At 58.4% G+C, this 18,334-nt stretch carries 12 protein-coding genes and 2 riboswitches; of the genes, 5 read left to right on the top strand and 7 right to left on the bottom strand.

Features of this window, described 5'->3' with window-relative positions; genetic code table 11:
* Positions 1-26: 26 nt before the first annotated feature.
* Together MNODULE_RS11630 and MNODULE_RS11625 are read right to left on the bottom strand one after the other, a co-directional pair.
* Positions 27-959, bottom strand: a complete 933-nt coding sequence (locus MNODULE_RS11630) for a cobalamin-binding protein (protein ID WP_168059942.1) — start codon at positions 957-959, stop codon at positions 27-29.
* Positions 960-1,712: a DUF72 domain-containing protein gene (locus MNODULE_RS11625; RefSeq protein ID WP_168059940.1), complete on the bottom strand. Its 753-nt coding sequence runs from the start codon at positions 1,710-1,712 to the stop codon at positions 960-962. It abuts the gene before it with no gap.
* A 322-nt stretch (positions 1,713-2,034) separates the two neighbouring features.
* A riboswitch (cyclic di-GMP riboswitch) is annotated at positions 2,035-2,119 on the top strand.
* An 84-nt stretch (positions 2,120-2,203) separates the two neighbouring features.
* A riboswitch (cyclic di-GMP riboswitch) is annotated at positions 2,204-2,288 on the top strand.
* A 40-nt stretch (positions 2,289-2,328) separates the two neighbouring features.
* On the opposite strand from MNODULE_RS11625, the gene MNODULE_RS11620 reads away from it, so the two are divergent.
* Positions 2,329-5,799 (top strand): fibronectin type III domain-containing protein, encoded by a 3,471-nt coding sequence (locus MNODULE_RS11620; RefSeq protein WP_168059938.1) that lies wholly within the window; start codon positions 2,329-2,331, stop codon positions 5,797-5,799.
* A 114-nt stretch (positions 5,800-5,913) separates the two neighbouring features.
* Here MNODULE_RS11620 and MNODULE_RS11615 read toward each other — a convergent pair whose 3' ends face one another.
* Complete coding sequence (locus MNODULE_RS11615) at positions 5,914-6,612, bottom strand: phosphoribosyltransferase (RefSeq protein WP_168059936.1); 699 nt, start codon at positions 6,610-6,612, stop codon at positions 5,914-5,916.
* Positions 6,613-6,726: 114 nt separating this feature from the next.
* On the opposite strand from MNODULE_RS11615, the gene MNODULE_RS11610 reads away from it, so the two are divergent.
* Entirely contained in the window at positions 6,727-8,664 is a 1,938-nt protein-coding gene (locus MNODULE_RS11610) for an ABC-F family ATP-binding cassette domain-containing protein (RefSeq protein WP_168059934.1), read from the top strand.
* 10 nt (positions 8,665-8,674) lie between these two features.
* On the top strand, positions 8,675-9,313 hold the full coding sequence (locus tag MNODULE_RS11605; RefSeq protein ID WP_238339453.1) for a DNA-3-methyladenine glycosylase family protein: 639 nt from the start codon (positions 8,675-8,677) through the stop codon (positions 9,311-9,313).
* Between the two features lie 91 nt (positions 9,314-9,404).
* Here the strand turns inward: MNODULE_RS11605 and MNODULE_RS11600 are convergent, their stop codons facing one another.
* The 3 genes from MNODULE_RS11600 to MNODULE_RS11590 form a co-directional block, all read right to left on the bottom strand.
* The gene (locus MNODULE_RS11600) at positions 9,405-10,721 is read right to left on the bottom strand and encodes a CPBP family glutamic-type intramembrane protease (RefSeq protein ID WP_168059930.1); all 1,317 of its coding nucleotides are present in this window, start codon (positions 10,719-10,721) and stop codon (positions 9,405-9,407) included.
* Between the two features lie 371 nt (positions 10,722-11,092).
* Positions 11,093-11,941, bottom strand: a complete 849-nt coding sequence (locus MNODULE_RS11595; RefSeq protein WP_168059928.1) for a hypothetical protein — start codon at positions 11,939-11,941, stop codon at positions 11,093-11,095.
* Positions 11,931-13,385 (bottom strand): class II fructose-bisphosphate aldolase, encoded by a 1,455-nt coding sequence (locus MNODULE_RS11590; protein ID WP_168059926.1) that lies wholly within the window; start codon positions 13,383-13,385, stop codon positions 11,931-11,933. The genes MNODULE_RS11595 and MNODULE_RS11590 overlap by 11 nt, the downstream gene beginning before the upstream one ends.
* 526 nt (positions 13,386-13,911) lie before the next feature.
* On the opposite strand from MNODULE_RS11590, the gene MNODULE_RS11585 reads away from it, so the two are divergent.
* On the top strand, positions 13,912-14,997 hold the full coding sequence (locus MNODULE_RS11585) for an LVIVD repeat-containing protein (protein WP_168059924.1): 1,086 nt from the start codon (positions 13,912-13,914) through the stop codon (positions 14,995-14,997).
* Between the two features lie 25 nt (positions 14,998-15,022).
* Here the strand turns inward: MNODULE_RS11585 and MNODULE_RS11580 are convergent, their stop codons facing one another.
* A complete protein-coding gene (locus MNODULE_RS11580) occupies positions 15,023-16,687 on the bottom strand; it encodes a thiamine pyrophosphate-binding protein (RefSeq protein ID WP_168059922.1) in 1,665 nt (554 codons plus the stop codon).
* 146 nt (positions 16,688-16,833) lie between these two features.
* Here MNODULE_RS11580 and MNODULE_RS11575 point away from each other — a divergent pair, with 146 nt between their 5' ends.
* The gene (locus MNODULE_RS11575; RefSeq protein ID WP_168059920.1) at positions 16,834-18,324 is read left to right on the top strand and encodes a helicase HerA-like domain-containing protein; all 1,491 of its coding nucleotides are present in this window, start codon (positions 16,834-16,836) and stop codon (positions 18,322-18,324) included.
* Positions 18,325-18,334 lie beyond the last annotated feature (10 nt).

Here is an 18,334-nt window from a genome sequence, read left to right as displayed (position 1 = left end):
GGGACCGGGTAGACGGGATCGAGCAACTAGATTCTGATCCACCCGGTCCCTTCATGGCCGAACCGAAACCGGTCGGGATGGAAGATCTCCGCCAAGATCTCAAGCGATTCGGCAAGGCGGGGACCGGGGCGGTTGAAGTACTGGTTCCCGTCGAGCAGATAGACCTGTTTCTCGCGAACGGCTTTCAGCGCCGGCCAAGCCGGATGCGCGGTCAACGCGGGAAGCTCCTTCCGGGTCCGCGGAATGTCGAATCCGCACGGCAAGATCAGAATGACATCGGGATCGGCCTGAATGAGCGCTTCCCAGGTCATCCAGGGGGAGTGCTTCCCGGCCTCTCCGAAGAGATTCACCCCCCCCGCCATCCCGATCAACTCCGGCATCCAATTTCCCCCGGCCATCAGCGGATCGATCCATTCGATCGCCGCGGCGCGCGGCCTCACCGCCGGCCGTTCGTTTTTCTTCGCGATGGCCGCCATCCGCTCCTGCAACTGTTGCACGAGGGCGCGGCCCCGCTCGGAAACCCCCATCGCGTCGGCGACCCGCCGAATGTCGGCCCAAATATCAGAGAGCGCATTCGGGGCGAGGGGAATGAGGATCGGGGACGCCTCCGCCGCGGCGCCGGGGGTGATCCAATCCCGAAGCGCCGCTTCCACCTCCTTGAGGCTGACCGCGCAGACCTCGCATTGGGTCTGCGTGATGATGTGGGTGGGGCGAAGCTGTTTGAGAAGATCGGCGTCCACCCGGTAGATGCTCAACGCCTGCTGCAAAAGCCCTTTGACCCGCCGGTCGATCTCGCCGCTGGTCCCCTCGGTGGCGAATTTCGGCGCCGTGCAGACCGGCAGACGGGAAACCGAGAGGGGATAGTCGCATTCATGGGACCGGCCGACCAGTCGATCCTCCAAACCCAGCGCGCAGACGATTTCGGTGCTGCTGGCGATCAATGAAACGATCCGATTCATTCAGGCCGCCTCCTTTTGAAGAAGTGATGTTAGGTGTTCTCGAAGCATTCGCGCGTCCCGCGGCGCGTGCCCGCCGGTGTCGTTGTTGAAATAGGCATAAATCGCTTTTCCAGACCGGGCTTCGTTTGCAAGCCAGGCCGCCCAGTCTCTGAGCGTCCGATCGGAGTAGGCCCCTTGATAATGACCGTCGCCGCCGTGAAATCGGGTATAGACAAACGGCCCGATCGTCTCCCGCGGCGTGGCCGATTCGTGATGATCGTGGAGGCACATCGCCACCCCTCTCGCCTCCATCGCGTGGAAGATCTCATCGGTATACCAGGTTGGATCTCGAAATTCAACCACTTGCAGCGGGTGGTCCGGGAGGGCCTCCAAAAAGTCGAAGAGCCGCCGCTCGTTCCGCTTTAAACGAGGAGGGAGTTGATAAAGGACGGGGCCGAGCTTCGGTCCAAGAAGCCGGGCCCGGCTCCAGAAGAGGTGGAGCGGGTCGGCGGGATCTTTCAGCCTCTTGATGTGGGTGAGATACCGGCTCGCTTTCACCGCATAGAGAAAATGATCGGGGACCCGATCGCGCCATTCGGAAAACGTTTTTTCGCTCGGAAGCCGGTAGAAGCTGTTGTTGATCTCGACGGTGTCGAATTGCGCGGCATAGTAGTCGAGCCATTTTTTCTGAGGGAGGGAAGCGGAATAGAAGTTCCCTTTCCAATGACGATATTGCCAGCCGGAACATCCGACGCGAACCGCTTGTGCTTCCATGACCCTCCTTCCTTTCTCCTCGTGAAGAAATTCTTGAGATCGAGGCTTGATCAACTCATTTTAGAACAACGGCGTTCATGAAGGCAACGATGGGGCCGCGCCGGAGCATTGATTCAAACCGGATCTGCAGAGGTGGCGTGTCTTTCAAAAGTGGATGACGGTATGTCTTTCGGAGGGATGTCTCATGCCGAAATAATTTTTTGTCACGTGTGGAAAACTCGTTGACTCTTAAATTTTAAATGTGTTATATAACCTCTTATCGACGTATACCATGAAAGCTGTATACGCTTCGAAAGCCGTTCATCCAGGACATCTATCGATCCTTTGCTCAGAGCAAACCCGTCGAAAGATGGGGACGCAGAGCAACGGGGCTAAAGCTGTAAAGCCATGCCCGCCGAGCCGCCAAAGGAATGGCGGCTTTTTTTGGGGCGCGTTTGGGTCGCCCCTATCACGGACTGAATCAACACTCACCATACATACTCGCATTTGACCTTTGCTCAGAGCAAACCCATCGAAAGGTGGGGACGCAGAGTAACGGGGCTACCGCCATCCGGCCACGCCCGCCGAGCCGCCAAAGGAAATAGCTCTTTTCCTTTTTCGCGCTTGGAGGTTCGCCGTGGCAGATTACTTGAGAAGGTGCAGGCTTCTTCTCGCCCTTGTTTTTCTTCTCATCCTCGATCATCATGCGCTTGCCCTCGCCGGGGAGGCGGTCCTGACCTGGGATCCGAACAGCGAAGGAAACCTGGCAGGCTACCGGGTCTACGTCGGTCTGCTGCCGGGGGTCTACAGTCCTCCGATCAATGTGGGACGGGTGACTTCCTGGACGGTGCCGAACCTGACCGAGGGGCTGACCTACTATTTCGCGGTCACCGCCTATGATACGAACGGCAAGGAAAGCGGCTTCTCGAATGAAGCCCGCAAAACCATCCCTCCGCTAAACGATGTGATTGCGCCGCTGATCTCGAGTGTTACCAACAGCAATCGCACCCTGAATTCGGCGCTCATTACCTGGGGCACCGATGAGCCGGCGGATACGCGAATCGAGTATGGCACAACAACCGCCTACGGGCTGACCACGCCGTTGGTGTCGAGCTTGGTGACCGTGCACAGTCAGACCCTTTCGAATCTACTCCCCGGCACGCTCTATCACTACCGGGTCCTCAGCCGGGACGCGGCGGGCAATCTGGCGACCTCGGCCGATCAGATTTTTACAACGCTATCGGATACCACGACGCCGACCGTTCCCGGAAATGTTAGCGGGGCGGCGCTGTCGACCACTCAGATCAATTTGACGTGGAGCGCTTCCACGGATAACGTCGGGGTGGCCGGCTATCGGATCTATCGCAACGGGGTGCAAGTCGCCACGCGGACCACGCTGACCTACTCGGACGGGAATCTGACCCCCGATACCGTCTACAGTTATCGCGTGGCGGCTTATGACGCCGCGGGGAACCTCTCGGCGCAGAGCGCCGCGGCGAGCGTAAGGACATTGGCGCCGGCGGACACCGCCGCGCCGGTGATCTCCGGAATGGGCGCGATCAATATCACCGCCGGCGGAGCCTTGATCAGTTGGAGCACCAATGAGCCGGCCGACACGCAGATCGAGTATGGGACGACGACCGCTTTCGGTTCTTTCACCGCGATCGTTCCGACCCTGGTGACGGCGCACGCGCAGAGCCTTTCCGGCCTGCTTCCCGCGACGCTTTATCACTACCGGGTGCGCAGCCGCGATGCGGCGGGCAATTTGGCGGTCTCGGGAAGCGGCAGCTTCACCACCGCCGTTCTCCCCGATACAACCGCTCCTTCCGTGCCGACAAACGTCGGGGCGGCCGCGGTTTCGTCTTCGCAGGTTCAGTTGAGTTGGAGCGCCTCGACCGATAACGTGGGAGTGGCCGGTTATCGGATCTATCGCAACGGGGTGCAGATCGCCAGCAGCGCCCTTCGGACCTATCTCAACTCCGGCCTGGCGGCGAACACGGTATACAGCTACGCGGTGGCGGCTTATGACGCCGGGGGAAACCTCTCCCCCGCCTCGGCGGCCGTTTCCGTCACGACCCTCCCTTTGATGCCGACGGTCTCACAGTCGGCGGCTTCCGGTGTTACGGCCACCTCCGCCACCCTCTCCGGGTCGGTGAATCCGTCCGGGGCGACCACTTCGGCTTGGTTCGAGTATGGAACCACCACGGCTTACGGCAGCGGCACGACCCCGGTGACCCTCTCGGCGGCGAACACGATCTCCGCCGACCTGACCCTCTTGGCTTCGGGGACCACCTATCATTTCCGTCTTGTCGCCCGCAATGCGGGGGGGACGACTTTCGGACCGAACACTTCCTTCAACACGCCGTCCCCTCCGGCTTCCGCTCCGGCGCCGTCCCCTTCGGGCCCGATCACCGGCTACAGCATGTCAGAGGAGTCTTATGCCTGGGCGGAAGCCCCGACCCCGCTAACATTCAGCGGAGACGACAACGCGATCTCCCTCTCTCTTCCCTTCTCTTTTCCTTTTTACAGCCAGAGTTATCAGCAGATCTATATTTCCACAAACGGGTTGCTCACCTTCGGGTCGGCCAACACCGCCTACGTCCCCCAGCCGGTTCAGAACCCCGTTCTGCCGAATGCCTTTATCGCTCCCTTCTGGCGGGATCTCTACGTCGGGCTGCGGCAGATCAGCATTGCTTCTTCGGATTCGGAATTCGTGATCTCTTTCAACGAGGTCAGGGACCTCTGCTGCAGCACGAGCCACACCTTCCAGGTGGTTCTCCGTCCCGACGGAACGATTCTCTTTCAGTATGGGGCGATCGTTTTAAATGTCCCGACCACTTCCGGCATCGAAAACCAAGACGGCAGCGCCGGGGTGCCGCTCCTCTCCGCCGCCCCGAACACCGCTTTCCGCTTTACCCCCAATACCGCGCAGGCTCCGCCGCCGACGGCCGATACGACGCCGCCGGTGATCTCCGGAATCGGGGTCGGCGGCGTCACCAGCAGTGGCGCCGTCCTCTCGTGGAGCACCAATGAACCGGCCGATACCCAGGTGGAGTATGGGACCACTACGGCATATGGAACTTCCACCGGCGTTGTCTCCACCTTGGTGACATCCCATGCTCAGAGCCTGACTGGCCTGCTTCCCGCGACCCTTTATCATTACCGGGTGCGCAGCCGAGATGCGGCGGGCAATTTGGCGGTCTCAAACAACGGCAGCTTCACCACCGCGGCCGCGCCCGATACGTCCGCGCCGTCGGTGCCGACCGGCCTCACAGGAGCCGCCGTCTCTTCCAGCCAAATCAATTTGGCCTGGAACTCATCAACTGACAATGTGGGGGTCTCCGGCTATCGGGTCTACCGCAATGGCGTCCAGATCGCCACGGTCTCTTTGCCGAGCTACTCGAATACCGGCTTGGCGGCGGGAACGACCTACAGCTACACGGTTGCCGCCTTTGATGCGGCGGGGAATGTTTCGGCGCAGAGCGCCGCGGTGAGCGCCGCCACGCCGGCATCCAATTCAAGCACGACGTTGGTGTTGAATCCGACGGGCGACACATTCATCAGCGGCAACAGCACGGCTTACGGCAGCTGGGAGACGCTGAACACCTATACCTGGCCGGCGAATAAAATCGCCAATGCCGCGTTGATGCAGTTTAATCTCTCCGGACTTCCTGCCGGGGCGGTCATTCAGAGCGCGACATTGACTCTGGCGCTGGTGGAGGCCGACGCGACTGCCGATGCGGCCTACAACATCGGTGTGCACAGGATCCTCAATAGGAATGCCGATCTGACCCGGGCGACCGGCTTGACCTACGATGGGGTCAACGGCTGGACGGCGAACAGCTGCTGCTTCAACAATGTTCCGCTGGCGCAGGCGGACATTTCGGCGGCGTATGACACCCGGGCCGTTGATAAAACGCTCGGGCAGAAGAGCTGGAATGTGACGGCGATGGTTCAGGAGTGGCTGAACAGTCCTTCGAGCAACAATGGGATGCTGCTCAACTCCGATGCAACCAAAGGGGCCGACCGTTATCGGTTCTTCGCCAGCATGGAGCATCCGACCGCCTCTTCGAGACCGTCTCTGAGCATTACTTACCGGATGCCGTAACGGCGACATCAGAGGAACGGTGCCTCGGTCGTCATTCCCGCGAAAACGGGAATCCAGCTCCTTCCGTTTTGGATCGGCCAGCTCGATCTGAATTTCCGGCTTGGCGATGGTTTTTCAGGCGGCGAGAGGTCTCTTATTCAGGGTCAACAGAATCGCGCGGGCGGCCTCGTCGGAGACCGGATCGAAACGGCGGTAGTAACATTCGACCGAATGGAACGAAGGGACCGGGTGAAGCACCAGGCTCTCTTCGGAGAGCGCCTTGATCCGGGGAAGCTTTGCTTGAGGACTCACCGGAAGGGCGACGATCCGATGGCCGGCCCCTTCCGCCCGGAGCCACTGAAGGGCTGAAAAGAGGACCGCGCCGCTAGCAATCCCTTCGTCGACGACAATCACCCTCCTGCCCCCCAGATCGAAACCCAACGACGTTTTTCTGAATCGCCGGCGCCGTTGAAGGATCTCTTCTTTTTTCGATGTAATCGTCTCTTGGATGTAGCGGTCGGGGATCTCATAACGGCTGATCATGTCGGAGAGGAGGCAGATCCCGCCCGCCTCTGTCATGGCGCCGAAGGAGAGCTTCGGATTTCCCGGAATCGGCAACTTCCGGGAGCGAAACAGCACCATCGGCGCGCAGAGCGACAAGGCGATTTCCCTCCCGACGATCACGCCGCCCGGAGAAAGGGCGACCAGCAGCACGCTCTGGTCTCCTCCATAATGGAGCAACCGCTCCGCCAATGCCCGTCCCGCCTCCCGCCGATCTTCAAAAATCGAGCATGGCTGATTCGCCGTATTCTTTCGCTTCGCTCTCTTTTCCATGAATTCCTTCTTAGCTCTATTCTAGATGGTTCGGTTATAACGGCACAAGACCTCGGGGCGGAGCCTTCCGAATGTGCTATAATCAATCGCTTTTGGACTGGGAGAACAAAACGGATGAATCTTCTCGATCTTTCACATGTTTCCAAATCATATGGGTTGAAGCAGGTCCTGCGGGATGTGACCTTGACCGTCGGGGAATCGGAAAAAGTCGGTTTTGTCGGGCGAAACGGCTGCGGCAAAACGACCCTCTTCCAGATCATTGCAGGGATTGAGCCGGCCGACGGGGGAGAGGTCTCCTATAAGCGGGGGATTTCGATCGGCGCCCTCCCGCAAGACCCCGTTTTGACGGAGCACTGGACCGTCGCCGAAGAGGTCGGGTCGGCGCTGGTCGAGATTCTTCAAAAGCGCGATCGCTACCAGGCGATCGGCGAGGCGATGCGGGGGGCGACCCCGGCGGAGATGGAAAAGCTTCTCAAAGAGCAGCAGGCGCTCGGGGAGTGGTTCGATCACCACCAGGGATGGCAGATCGATCATCGGGTGGATGAGGTTCTGCTGCAACTCGGCATTGCGGACCGCAATCAGAAGATAGAGATGCTCAGCGGTGGGATGCGAAAACGGGTGGCGTTGGCGAAGCTGGTCTTACAGTCGCCCGATCTTCTTTTGCTCGACGAGCCGACGAACCACCTCGATGCGGCGACAACCGCCTGGCTGGAAGAATTCTTGATCGCCTATCCGGGCGCCGTCATGCTGGTCACCCACGACCGCTACTTTCTCGACCGGGTGGCCCAGCGGATCTTCGAGATCGAATCGGGCGGCGTCTACAGTTACCTGGGAGGCTATCTCGACTATCTGGAGGGGAAGGCCGAGCGGTTGCTCCACGAATCCCGGGAGCAGGGGAGATTGGTCACCCTGCTGCGCCGGGAGTCGGAATGGATGCGGCGCGGACCCAAGGCGCGGACGACGAAATCGAAGGCCCGCATCGAACGATTTTATACGATGCAGGATCAGCGGAAAGAGCATGTCGAGCGCGACATCGGGCTTCATCTCCAGTCGGACCACCGGCTCGGCCATACCATCTTGGAGTTGGATGAGCTCGGAAAGTCTTTCGAGAGCCGGCTCTTGATTCGAAATCTCAGCCTCAAGCTCAAGGCGGGGGATCGGATCGGGATGATTGGGCCGAACGGCGCGGGGAAAACGACCCTTCTCCGGATGATCCTGGGGGAGGAGCTTCCGACCGCGGGCCGAATTGTCCGTGGAAAGAACACCAAAATTGCTTACTTCGATCAGAAGCGGGAGTCGATCGACCCAAATCTTAAAGTGGAGGAGGCGCTCGGAGAGGGAGACTGGGTGACGGTGGGGGAGCAGCGGCGGCACAAAACCGGCTACCTCGCCGATTTTCTCTTCGAACATCACGATCAAAAGCGGTTCATCCGCACGTTGTCCGGGGGCGAGAAGGCGCGCCTGATTTTGGCGAAGATGATGCTGGAGAGCGCCAACTTTCTGATTCTCGACGAGCCGACGAACGATCTCGATATCCCGACCCTTCAGCTTTTCGACGACGCCCTCGTCGGCTACAACGGCTGTGTTCTGATGGTGACCCACGACCGGTTTTTTCTCGACAAGGTCGCCACCGGCATTTTGAGCTTCGAAGGGGAGGGGCGCGTCCGCTACACCGAGGGAAATTATGAAACCTATCTGACCCGCCTTAAAAATGAGGAGGCGTTGGCGAAAGGGGAGAAGGTCCCTTCCGCTGATCGCCGTGACGGGCTGGAAAAAAGCGCGGCGAACGGATCCTCGCAAAAGCCGACCGCACCGGTTAACCGAAAAGGGCTCAGCTTCAAGGAAAAGAAAGAGCTGGAAGGAATCGAACGGGAGATTGAAAAACTGGAGGCGAGGAAGCGGGAGCTGGAGATCTTTTTTGCCGATCCGTCGGCGCATGCCAAGAGTGCCGCCGGAGTGACCGACTGGTCGAATGAGCTTTCCCAAATCGAAAAAACCTTAGAGGAGAGGATTGCCCGGTGGGAAGCGCTGGAGAGCAAACGGGCGGGATGAAGGGTGAATCTTGATAAAGAATATGTCGCAGAACGGCGGTTTTGAATCGGCCTGCCGTGCGCTCGCCGAGGCCGACCCGGTGTTATCGACCTTTATCGATGCGATCGGTCCTTGCCGCTTGACCCCTGCTCCCGACCCTTTCGTCTCCCTGGTCGAGGCGATCGTCTCGCAGCAGCTCTCGGTGAAAGCGGCCGATACCATCTTTCAACGCCTTGTCGCAATCTGTCCTCGCAGCTTGGTCACACCGAAGGCGATCTTTTCCATCCCGGAGGAGGAACTCCGCGGGGTTGGCCTCTCACGGCAGAAAATCGCTTATGTGAAAGATCTGGCCGAACGGTGGATCGCCGGTGAAATCCGGCCGAAGGAGTTTCATCGGTTGCCGGATGAGGAGGTGATTGCCCGGCTGGTCGCGGTGAAGGGGATCGGGCGGTGGACGGCGGAGATGTTCTTGATCTTTGCTTTGAATAGAACCGATGTCTTGCCGGTGGGCGATCTCGGATTGAAGAAGGCGGTCCAGCGGGCGTACAGGCTGCGGAAGATTCCCTCCCCCGAAAGAATTCAGAAGATCGCCGAACCGTGGCGGCCCTACCGATCGATTGCAACCTGGTATCTTTGGAAGAGTTTAAACAATGTGACGAAGGGTTCATAATCATGGGGAAGCCGCTGCAAGTGAGCCTACGACACTTTCGTCTGCCTCCTACCCGGATAGGATGAGGGGGCAAGTCAGAGCCGAATCAAGGTCAAGGAGTCCCTTTCCATTCAATTCCATTCAACCATTTTATTCTTCTTTCCGCTTCATCACGGGGTTTTTCGAATTGACTAAACTCATTGAGTACCCTCTCGAAAGAGCTTCGGCTTTTCTCCAACTCCTGGAGCAACAGATAGCCGATCCCTCGCCTTAATAAGGCCGCTGCCACCTGTTCCTCCTGATCCGGATACTTCTGGATCAGACGGTCCGCTTCGATCACAGACCTTCGGTAATCATTCAGATAGAAATAAACCCAAACAATTCCGATCTTCGCTTTCGCACATGCCGTTCGATCTTCCGGGAACCATGTGCAGACGGCATTAAACGCGTTGATCTCTTGCTTCCATCGTTTAGAACCTTGACTCCCCCAGGTATCAATTGCATATTGCCATTGTTTCATTCCATCCTCTTTTTTCTTTACCCAGGCGGGCGGGACCGATTCGATCCAAGCGGGTGTGGTTTGAGCCTCTTCCCAATTAGAGGCAGGCATGTGAAAATTCTGAACCTCCATAATGAGCGCCGGCATAAGTGCTATGGCACTGATGAAGCCATGGACCAGGACGGGGAAGATTAATTTTTTTCGCGTTTCATAGGCAGCGACGAATACCATCCCAAACAAAAAATAGAGAATCCCGCCCAAGAAACCGACACGATGGGCCGCTCCGAACAGAATGGCTTGAAGCACTGCTGCAGCCAGCATCGGAAGGCGGGTCTTCAAGACATTATAAAGAAACCCGCGAAAGTAAATTTCTTCCACTAGCGGAATGATGGTGAATTTCGCGAGGATGTGCAAGACGGCCATTAGACCATTGGGAGCAAAGGTTCCGAAAACCGGGGGAGTGCGCACCTGGGGCTTCTGTTGAAATATCCACTCTAGTCCACCATAACTTACTCCTACGAGATAACTCGTCGCGCAGGCCAAAAAAAATCCTTTTAAAAGCATCGGAGGGATTGTCGGAGGAGAGGTCGAACGAAAGAGCGGCCAGAGCCCTCCCTTTTTACAAACAATCAGCGCATATAGGAGGGACACCAGACTGAAAACGATTGGCACCCAAAAATTGAGTGAAACCAGTCTCCAAGGCATTTTAGAAAAAGAAAAAGAGGCAACGAAACTGACAAGGTCATTGAGCAGAAAGGGAAGAAAAATTCCGAGAATAAGCTCTCCGGCAGATACCGAGACGTTTTTAAACTCCTCACGGTTGACTTCAGATTCGGCCGGAGCAGGTCCCCTTTCGATCCTTTTCAGAAAGAGGACAACGGCCACAAAATAGATAAGAAAAAAAAGCCAAACCCGCCAGTCCAGAAACATTTTTATCCATTTCAGAGGGGAGGCCTGAGCTTTCGCTGTTGGAAAACCTATTGCGAAGCTGTTCTACAACTCTGCACCGGGATATTATAACAGATGAAGTTTTATTGATAGGAGTATTTCTTAGGTTGGTTAAAGGGACTTTCGGGGTTTGGGGAGGGATCTGCTTCAGGCGCCATCTCGGCGCAACTGGAAAAACTGTCCGATCACACTTGCACCAAAAGACCATCATGGATGATGCTTCGACAGACGACTTGAGGAGGAGGGCGAAACATCTATATAAAAGGGGTAAAGGGGGGGGCGGGAAGGTTCGAGGCGGTATGCCTCAGACGCGCAGACGCTTCGTCCTTTATTCTGACCCCTTACTTTCTCCCCTACATTCTCGGATCACCGTGGCCTTCTCCGCCTCCCCCTCCGCTTCCGAAGAGCGATTCTTTTTTCAGTCCGGCCGGCGGGACGAATTGGTCGGAGGGGATCTCCTCTTTTTTCAGGACGACAAGGTCCTGTTCGACGCCGAGGGTTCCGTCGGGGCCGATCATCGCGACGTGGGCGGGGATGCCGGGGGATTGGACGAGGTCGGCGAAGATGTGGTTCTGCTGATTCCCCCCTTGGGTGCCGAGCTTTCTGAAGAATTGATCGAGGGCGTCAAAAGCCCGGAAATCATCGACCGAGAGGCCGGCCTCCTCCCAAGGGATAAAGCAGGCTTCTTCGATCGGTTTTCCATCGGCGAGGACGCGGTACGGCTTGCACGAGAAGCCGTGTTCGGTTTTCTTCGTCCCGCCGGCCGGCTCGAAGGTCAGCGTCGGGGGATCGACCGGCTTGATCTTCATCTCTTCCAGGCGCGCTTCCATCTCCTTGCGTTGATCGGGGGGGAGCGCTTTCAGCCGCTCCTCCATCTGCTGCTCCATCTGCTGTCGCATCGCTTTGATCCGGTTCGCGTCGGCCTCGGTGGTCTCTGTGTAGCGCTTTTTATTCGGGTCGATCGTCCAGAGGGTCTGCTTGTCTCCGTCGAAGATCATGACCCCTCCATGAGGATCTTCGGCGCGGAGCTTCTTTCCTTCCAGTGTGAATCGGCTGGCGGAGGGGGCCTCTTTCGAAGCGTTCGCCTCGAAGCTGAGGATCACCCCGGCCCCGGAGGTCGCGGGCAAGAAGATCGCAAGGGTGAGAAAGAGTGCGCCAAGGCGGGGGGCCGCCGATCTTCGATGATCGTGATCAGTCTGCATTCGGATTGACCTCTTCTTTCTTCGCCGGCTGCGCGGCGGCCTTCGTTTCGGCCTCGGCCGCGGCGATCTCGTCGCGGATGGCGAACGAAACCTCGATCGGCTTGACCCACTGGGTGACCACGTTTTTGGTTCCGACGACGTTGAGCTTGTTAAAAAGGAAGGTGAATTTGTCTTCCAAGACCTGACCGATCTTCTGCCGAAGATCGGTTGGAAGATTCCAGAAGCGCTTCTTGAACGGTCCGAGCGCCTTTTTCCGGGTCTTGTAGATGAACTGCTCGTCGGTCTGCCCCGATTTCATCTCGTCCTTGCATTCCTCCCGCAGGTAGGCGTAGATCTCCTCTTTGAAGGAGGCGGGGAGCTGTTCATAGATCATGTTCTGGAACTCGGTGGCGAGGTGAATCTCGGCGGTCCCGGTTTTCGGGAAGCGGTCGAAGACCTCCGGCGGCAGGGTGGAAGCGCCGTGCTGGACCGCGCCGGCGAGGCCGTACGCTTGACGCGCCACCTTCGAGATCGATTCCAGCACGCCGAAGTCGAGCTTCACCTTGGCAACGGTGCCGTCGGGCATCGGAACGCCGCCATGACTCGTTCCGGTCTGGACCGAGATCTTGCTGATCCCTTTGGCGCCCGGCTTCATCTTCTGAAGGGTCGCCAGATAGTTGTCGATATAGACCTTGAACTCCTCGACCGTCGAATTTTTCCCGCCGACCTCGCCGATCTCCCCGCCGACCGAGATGGTGACCCCTTTCGGCTCCAGCGACCGGACATAGGCGGTCAGATCGGCCCCGACCTCGAAATTGTCCCGCTGCTGCTCGACTACGTTCGGCCTGTCGAGATCGACCAGGGTGGAGGAGTCGATGTCGATGTTGAAGAAGCCGGCGGTGATCGCCTCCTTCATCAGCTTGCGGACGCCGTCGACCTCCTTCTGCCGGTTCTCCTTGAACTTCTTCGCATTGAGCTGGATGTGATCTCCCTGAATGAAGAGGGGGCCTTGGTAGCCCTCCTGGATGGCGGCGGCGGTCATGACGGCGGCATATTCGGCGGGGGACTGATGGGTGTAGCCCATTTCGGACTTGGCGATCTCCAGGATGAAGGCGCCGACGTTGTTCCGATTGGCCGATCGGATCAGGGCGCGGGCGGTGTCGTATGCCATCCCCCGGACGTTGACCGCCGGCGCGGTGAAGCCGTCGACCTCGCCCCGGCCCATCGCTTCATACAGCGGCTGGATGGAAGCGAGGTGAACCCCGAGCTGGGGCGCGGCCATTTTGATGACCCATCGGGCGGTGGCGCGCATGTCGGGTTTCTCATGAAAAACGGCGGTGTGGACGAGCCGATCGATGAGCGCCCCGCGCACCCGGCCCGGATCGAGCACCTTCACCTGGCCATTCGAAATTTCAATGATGCCTTTGATCGTATCGCCGAGCTGGCTCATCGTTTCGAACTGCATCCGTTGTCTCCTTATTCAGTAGGTTTTGATTGAGAGGACCGTCAGCGGAAAATTGATTTTAGCTTAGCAAAACCAGGGGGAAAGATCAATCTGTTCGATGTGTAGAGCGGTTTATTTCATCAAGGATTCATTTAGATGGGTCAGGGTGGGCCGGGTCCCAGAGGGACGATCGGATGGGAAAGGAGATCTTTTTTCCAGAACGAATTTCTCCATTTTTGGTATTCCATCCGATCACCTCATAAGGATATAATAATCACAGTCCTTAGTAGGGGCGGTGCAGGGGTTCGTCCGGTTATTTTTATCTCATTTTCGGTGAGAGACATTGAGTCGAAGGAAAACAATCCCGGCGAGTATTAAGGTATTCGCTTTTATCGCTCTCTTTTCCCTGCTCATGATTCGGGTTTCGCATTCGACGTCATGTGTCCCCGTCATGGACTTATATCGACCGATCTATCTGTCGTTTGACGCGCTTCGAAGCGCGTTTCGATCTCAACCGGTGGAGCCTCTCAAAGATCCGGGGAAAATCATGGTGAAAGATCAATGGATCTTTGTGAGTGAACGTCTCCGGGGAATCCATATTATCGACAATCGTGATCCGAGCTCGCCGCAGGATATCGCCTTTATTCAGGTGCCTGGGAACATCGATCTTGCCATGAAAGGGGACATCCTCTATGCGGACAGCTTTGTCGATCTGGTCGCCATCGACGTTGCCAATCCGGCGGAAGCTTTTGTAACGGGGCGTTTGGAGAACATTTATCCAAACGAACCATTGTTTCAGGAAGAGACTTTTTGGAGCGAGCCGATCGACCCGAGCAGGGGGGTGGTTGTTGGAAGAGAGCTTGTGAGCTCCGGCGGCGGCTGCGGCGACGGCTTCAGTGATGTACACAATTCCGGTTGCTCAGGAGGGGGCACTCACGCTTCGCGGCCTGCCGCAGCGTCTCCAGCGGACCAGTCGACCGGGGTGAATGGATCGCTGGCCCGGATCACGATTGTTCATGACCATCTCTATTTGTTGGCCGGGTCGAGCCTCAAAACGGTATCGATCATTGATCCCGAACATCCGGCTTACATGAATGCCCTCGAACTTGGTTTGGACATTGAAACATTGTACCCCTACAAAGAGGCGTTGTTCGTCGGCGGGCAAACCGGCGTGCAGATCATCGATATCAGCGCTCCGGAGCAGCCCACCTTTACTTCGAGATTTCAGCATGCTTGGCAATGCGATCCGGTTGTGGTGAGTGGTGATACCGGTTATGTCACTTTGCGCGCGGGCGGACGTTGCGGTTTGGGAATGAATCGGCTCGATATTTTGGATCTCTCGGACTTGTCTGCGCCGGCACTCCTCAAGTCCTATTCGCTGAACGACCCGTATGGGCTGGCCATCGATGCGAATACCTTATTTGTTGCAGACGGGGCGTTTGGTTTTCAGGTGTTTGATGCGCAGGATCCGCTGAACCTCGTCGAGATCGGCCTTTTTCAAAACCGGCCGGCCCGGGACATTATCCTTCATGCGGGGCGGGCCCATGTGATCGGCCCGGAGGGTCTCGATCAATACGACTATTCGGTGCTCGACCACATTATTTTGCTGAGTCATGTTCCAGCCGTAGAGTAATTTTCCCCCGCCGGACGATTCCAGGTTAGGAGAGCTTCGCCTTTTTCGCCGCGGCGCCGATGTACTTGCGCGCCATCGGGGAGAGGTCGTTCGGCTGGATGGCGACCTCGATGATGACGAACGAGGTCAGCTTCTCCGCCTTCAGGAGCGCGTCGCGCAGCTCCGGGACCGTCCCGGCTTTGAATCCAACCCCGCCCCACAACCGCGCCAGCTCGGCATAAGGCCAGTCGGGGATCGCCAGCAGCGTTTCCCGCTCGGCGATCGGCCGGAAAATCCCCCATCCTTTGTTGTTGAGAAGCAGCACGATCGGGTTGAGCCGATGGCGGGGGGCCTGCGAGATCTCATGCCCCGTCATCTGAAAGGCGCCGTCGCCGCAGAGGATCAGCGGCCGAAGCCCCGTCCCGATCTGCGCCCCCAATCCGCCCGGAATCGCGAATCCCATCGAGGCATAATACCCCTGCGCCAGGTAAACGCTGCTGCCGACCCTCAGGTCGATCCCGGCAAAGAGAGAATCGCCCGATTCGGTGATCGCCATAAACTCTTTTCGCTCTTTCAGGAAATCGTTCACCTCGTGCAGCACTTCGGCCATCTGGATCGGCCGGTCCGATCGGATCTCCGTCGCCCGCTTCGGCAGATTGTCGTGGTAGGTGATCTTCTCCTTGTGATGAGGCAAGGGGAGCTTGAGAAGGGCTTTGATAAAGTCATTGATCTGCACGTCGGTATAGGTGTGAAAGCTGATGTGGACCCGGTTCTCGACGGCCCAGATCGACTTCTCGCGGGGGATCTCCGGCGGCTGAATGCCAAGGTCCATGTCGGTCAGAAGCGTCCCGAGGCTCAAGACCAGATCGGCCTGCGCGACCCGCTTGTGGATGGCGGGGTGGCTCAACGCCCCGATGTAGACCCCCATCGCCAGCGGATGGTCCATCGGAAAGGCCCCTTTCGCGAGGACATTGGTCAGCACCGGCGCGCCGATCGCCTCGGCGAGGCGGATCATCTCTTTCGTCAGCCCGAAGCGCCGGACTTCGATCCCGACGATGATCACCGGCCGCTTCGCTTGCTTGAGCCGGGCGACCGTCTCCCGCGCCGCCTCGATCACCTTTCGTTTGTCGGAAGGAATCCCGGTGAACTTTCCATCCCACTCTAGAATCCGCTTGGGAACGGAGATCATCATATCGACCTTGTCCCGATGGATCTCCAGATAACCGGGCCGTCTTTCCCGTAGGATCGCCTGGATCACCGCGTCGATCTCTTCGGCGGCCCGGTTCGGATCGTCGATGATCTTCGCCGCGCAGGTCAGCTCTTTATAGATGTGGAGCTGGGATTCGATCTCTTTGGCTTGATGATGGATGAGAACGCCGAGCTTTCGCTCTTCTTCCCCCGGTCCGCCCGAGATGACCAGGATCGGCACCTTTTCGGAGAAGGAGCCGGCGACCGGATTGACCATGTTGAGCCCGCCGGCGCCGTAGGTGACGCAGACGACGCCGAGTTTTCCGGCGCTCCGCGCGTAGCCGTCGGCGGCGAAGCCGACCCCCGGCTCATGGGAGAAGGTGATCACCTTCAACCCTCGCGGCTTCCCGAATTGGAGGAAGAGCTTGATGACGAGGTCTCCGGGAATGCCGAAGAGGTGATCGACCCCGATTTTTTTCAGGTAGGCGATCAAAAAATCGCCGAGCTTCATCTGCGGCTGCATGTTCTTAACGATACCCAAAGTCGGGGGGAAAGGCAAGTTTCGATTACAGAGTCGGGCGGCGGTTAAAGAAAAGCTTGACTCCGTTTTTCAAATCCATATGATGGGGGGATCAACGTACGGTGAACTGATAAGGAGTGCCGAAAAAGATGCCGCAGCCGATCTTGATCGCCAAAGAAGAACACGACCTCACCCTGCTCCCGAAGATGGCCAACCGCCACGGCCTGGTCGCCGGGGCGACGGGGACCGGGAAGACGGTCACACTGCAAACGCTGGCGGAGCGGTTCAGTCGGATCGGGGTGCCGGTTTTCATGGCCGATGTGAAGGGAGACCTCTCCGGAATCGGCGCGCCGGGGGAGGAGCATCCGAGAATCATGGAGCGGGTCCGGCAGTTGGGGCTCGCCGACTTTCGCTTCGCCCCCTGTCCCGTCGTCTTCTGGGATGTCTTCGGCCGGCTCGGCCATCCGCTTCGGACGACGATCTCGGAGATGGGGCCGCTTCTGCTCGGCCGGCTCCTCAATCTGAATGAAACCCAGAGCGGTGTGCTGACCCTGGTATTCAAGATCGCCGATGATGACGGTCTTCTTCTCCTCGATCTGAAAGACCTCCGCGCCATGCTCCAATATGTCGGCGACAACGCCAAGAACTTCGCCACCCGATACGGCAACGTCTCCGCCGCCAGCATCGGCGCCATCCAGCGCGGCCTCCTGGCATTGGAGGAGCAGGGGGGAGACGCATTCTTCGGCGAGCCGGCGCTCAACCTCGATGATCTGATGCAGACCGACGAGAAGGGACAAGGGGTCGTCAACATCCTTGTCGCCGACAAGTTGATCCATGCCCCGAAGCTTTACGCCACCTTTCTTCTCTGGCTCTTGGCGGAGCTCTTCGAGCGCCTGCCGGAGGTCGGCGATCTGGAGAAGCCGAAGCTCGTTTTCTTTTTCGACGAGGCGCATCTTCTCTTCAACGATGCGCCGAAGGCGCTGCTGGACAAAATCGAGCAGGTGGTCCGCCTGATCCGGTCGAAGGGGGTGGGCGTTTACTTCGTCAGCCAGAATCCGCTCGACATCCCCGAAGCGGTCCTGGGACAATTGGGGAACCGGATCCAGCATGCGCTGCGCGCCTTCACCCCGCGCGATCAGAAGGCGGTGAAAGCGGCGGCGCAGACGTTTCGGAGCAACCCGAAGCTCGATGTCGAGGCGGCGATTATGGAGCTGGGGGTCGGGGAGGCGCTCGTCTCCCTGCTTGATGAAAAAGGCCGGCCCGGCATCGTCGAGCGGGCGTTGATCGTCCCGCCGGAAAGCCGGATCGGCCCGATCTCCCCGGAGGAGTGCCGGCGGATGATTCAACGGTCGGTCCTCTTCGGACACTATGAAGAAGCGGTCGATCGCGAATCGGCCTACGAGAAGCTAAAAGCCCGCGCGGAGCAAGCGGCTCCGCCGGAGCAACCAAGCGAAGCACAAGAGGGATCGTGGACCGATGTTCTGACCGGTTCGACCGGGAAGCGGGGACGCTCCCGGGAGGGGATCGTCGAATCGATGGCGAAGAGCGCGGCCCGGGCGATCGGCAGCCGGCTCGGCCGGCAGATCATGCGGGGATTATTCGGATCGATGACGGGAGGAACGACGCGAAGAAGAAGGTAGTTCGAAACGA

Origin of the sequence: Candidatus Manganitrophus noduliformans, from assembly GCF_012184425.1 — a bacterium.
Classification (GTDB): Bacteria; Nitrospirota; Nitrospiria; order SBBL01; family Manganitrophaceae; genus Manganitrophus; species Manganitrophus noduliformans.
The sequence above is the reverse complement of the archived record's forward strand: the minus strand, read 5'-3'. Positions and strand labels throughout refer to the sequence as shown.

Bases quoted from the DNA above. Each gene is read 5' to 3' on its own strand.
- MNODULE_RS11575 (WP_168059920.1), top strand. From the start codon at position 16,834: ATGCCGCAGCCGATCTTGATCGCCAAAGAAGAACACGACCTCACCCTG.
- MNODULE_RS11610 (WP_168059934.1), top strand. From the start codon at position 6,727: ATGAATCTTCTCGATCTTTCACATGTTTCCAAATCATATGGGTTGAAG.
- MNODULE_RS11580 (WP_168059922.1), bottom strand. From the start codon at position 16,687: ATGCAGCCGCAGATGAAGCTCGGCGATTTTTTGATCGCCTACCTGAAA.
- MNODULE_RS11595 (WP_168059928.1), bottom strand. From the start codon at position 11,941: ATGCAGACTGATCACGATCATCGAAGATCGGCGGCCCCCCGCCTTGGC.
- MNODULE_RS11600 (WP_168059930.1), bottom strand. From the start codon at position 10,721: ATGTTTCTGGACTGGCGGGTTTGGCTTTTTTTTCTTATCTATTTTGTG.
- MNODULE_RS11590 (WP_168059926.1), bottom strand. From the start codon at position 13,385: ATGCAGTTCGAAACGATGAGCCAGCTCGGCGATACGATCAAAGGCATC.
- MNODULE_RS11615 (WP_168059936.1), bottom strand. From the start codon at position 6,612: ATGGAAAAGAGAGCGAAGCGAAAGAATACGGCGAATCAGCCATGCTCG.
- MNODULE_RS11630 (WP_168059942.1), bottom strand. From the start codon at position 959: ATGAATCGGATCGTTTCATTGATCGCCAGCAGCACCGAAATCGTCTGC.
- MNODULE_RS11625 (WP_168059940.1), bottom strand. From the start codon at position 1,712: ATGGAAGCACAAGCGGTTCGCGTCGGATGTTCCGGCTGGCAATATCGT.
- MNODULE_RS11585 (WP_168059924.1), top strand. From the start codon at position 13,912: ATGGTGAAAGATCAATGGATCTTTGTGAGTGAACGTCTCCGGGGAATC.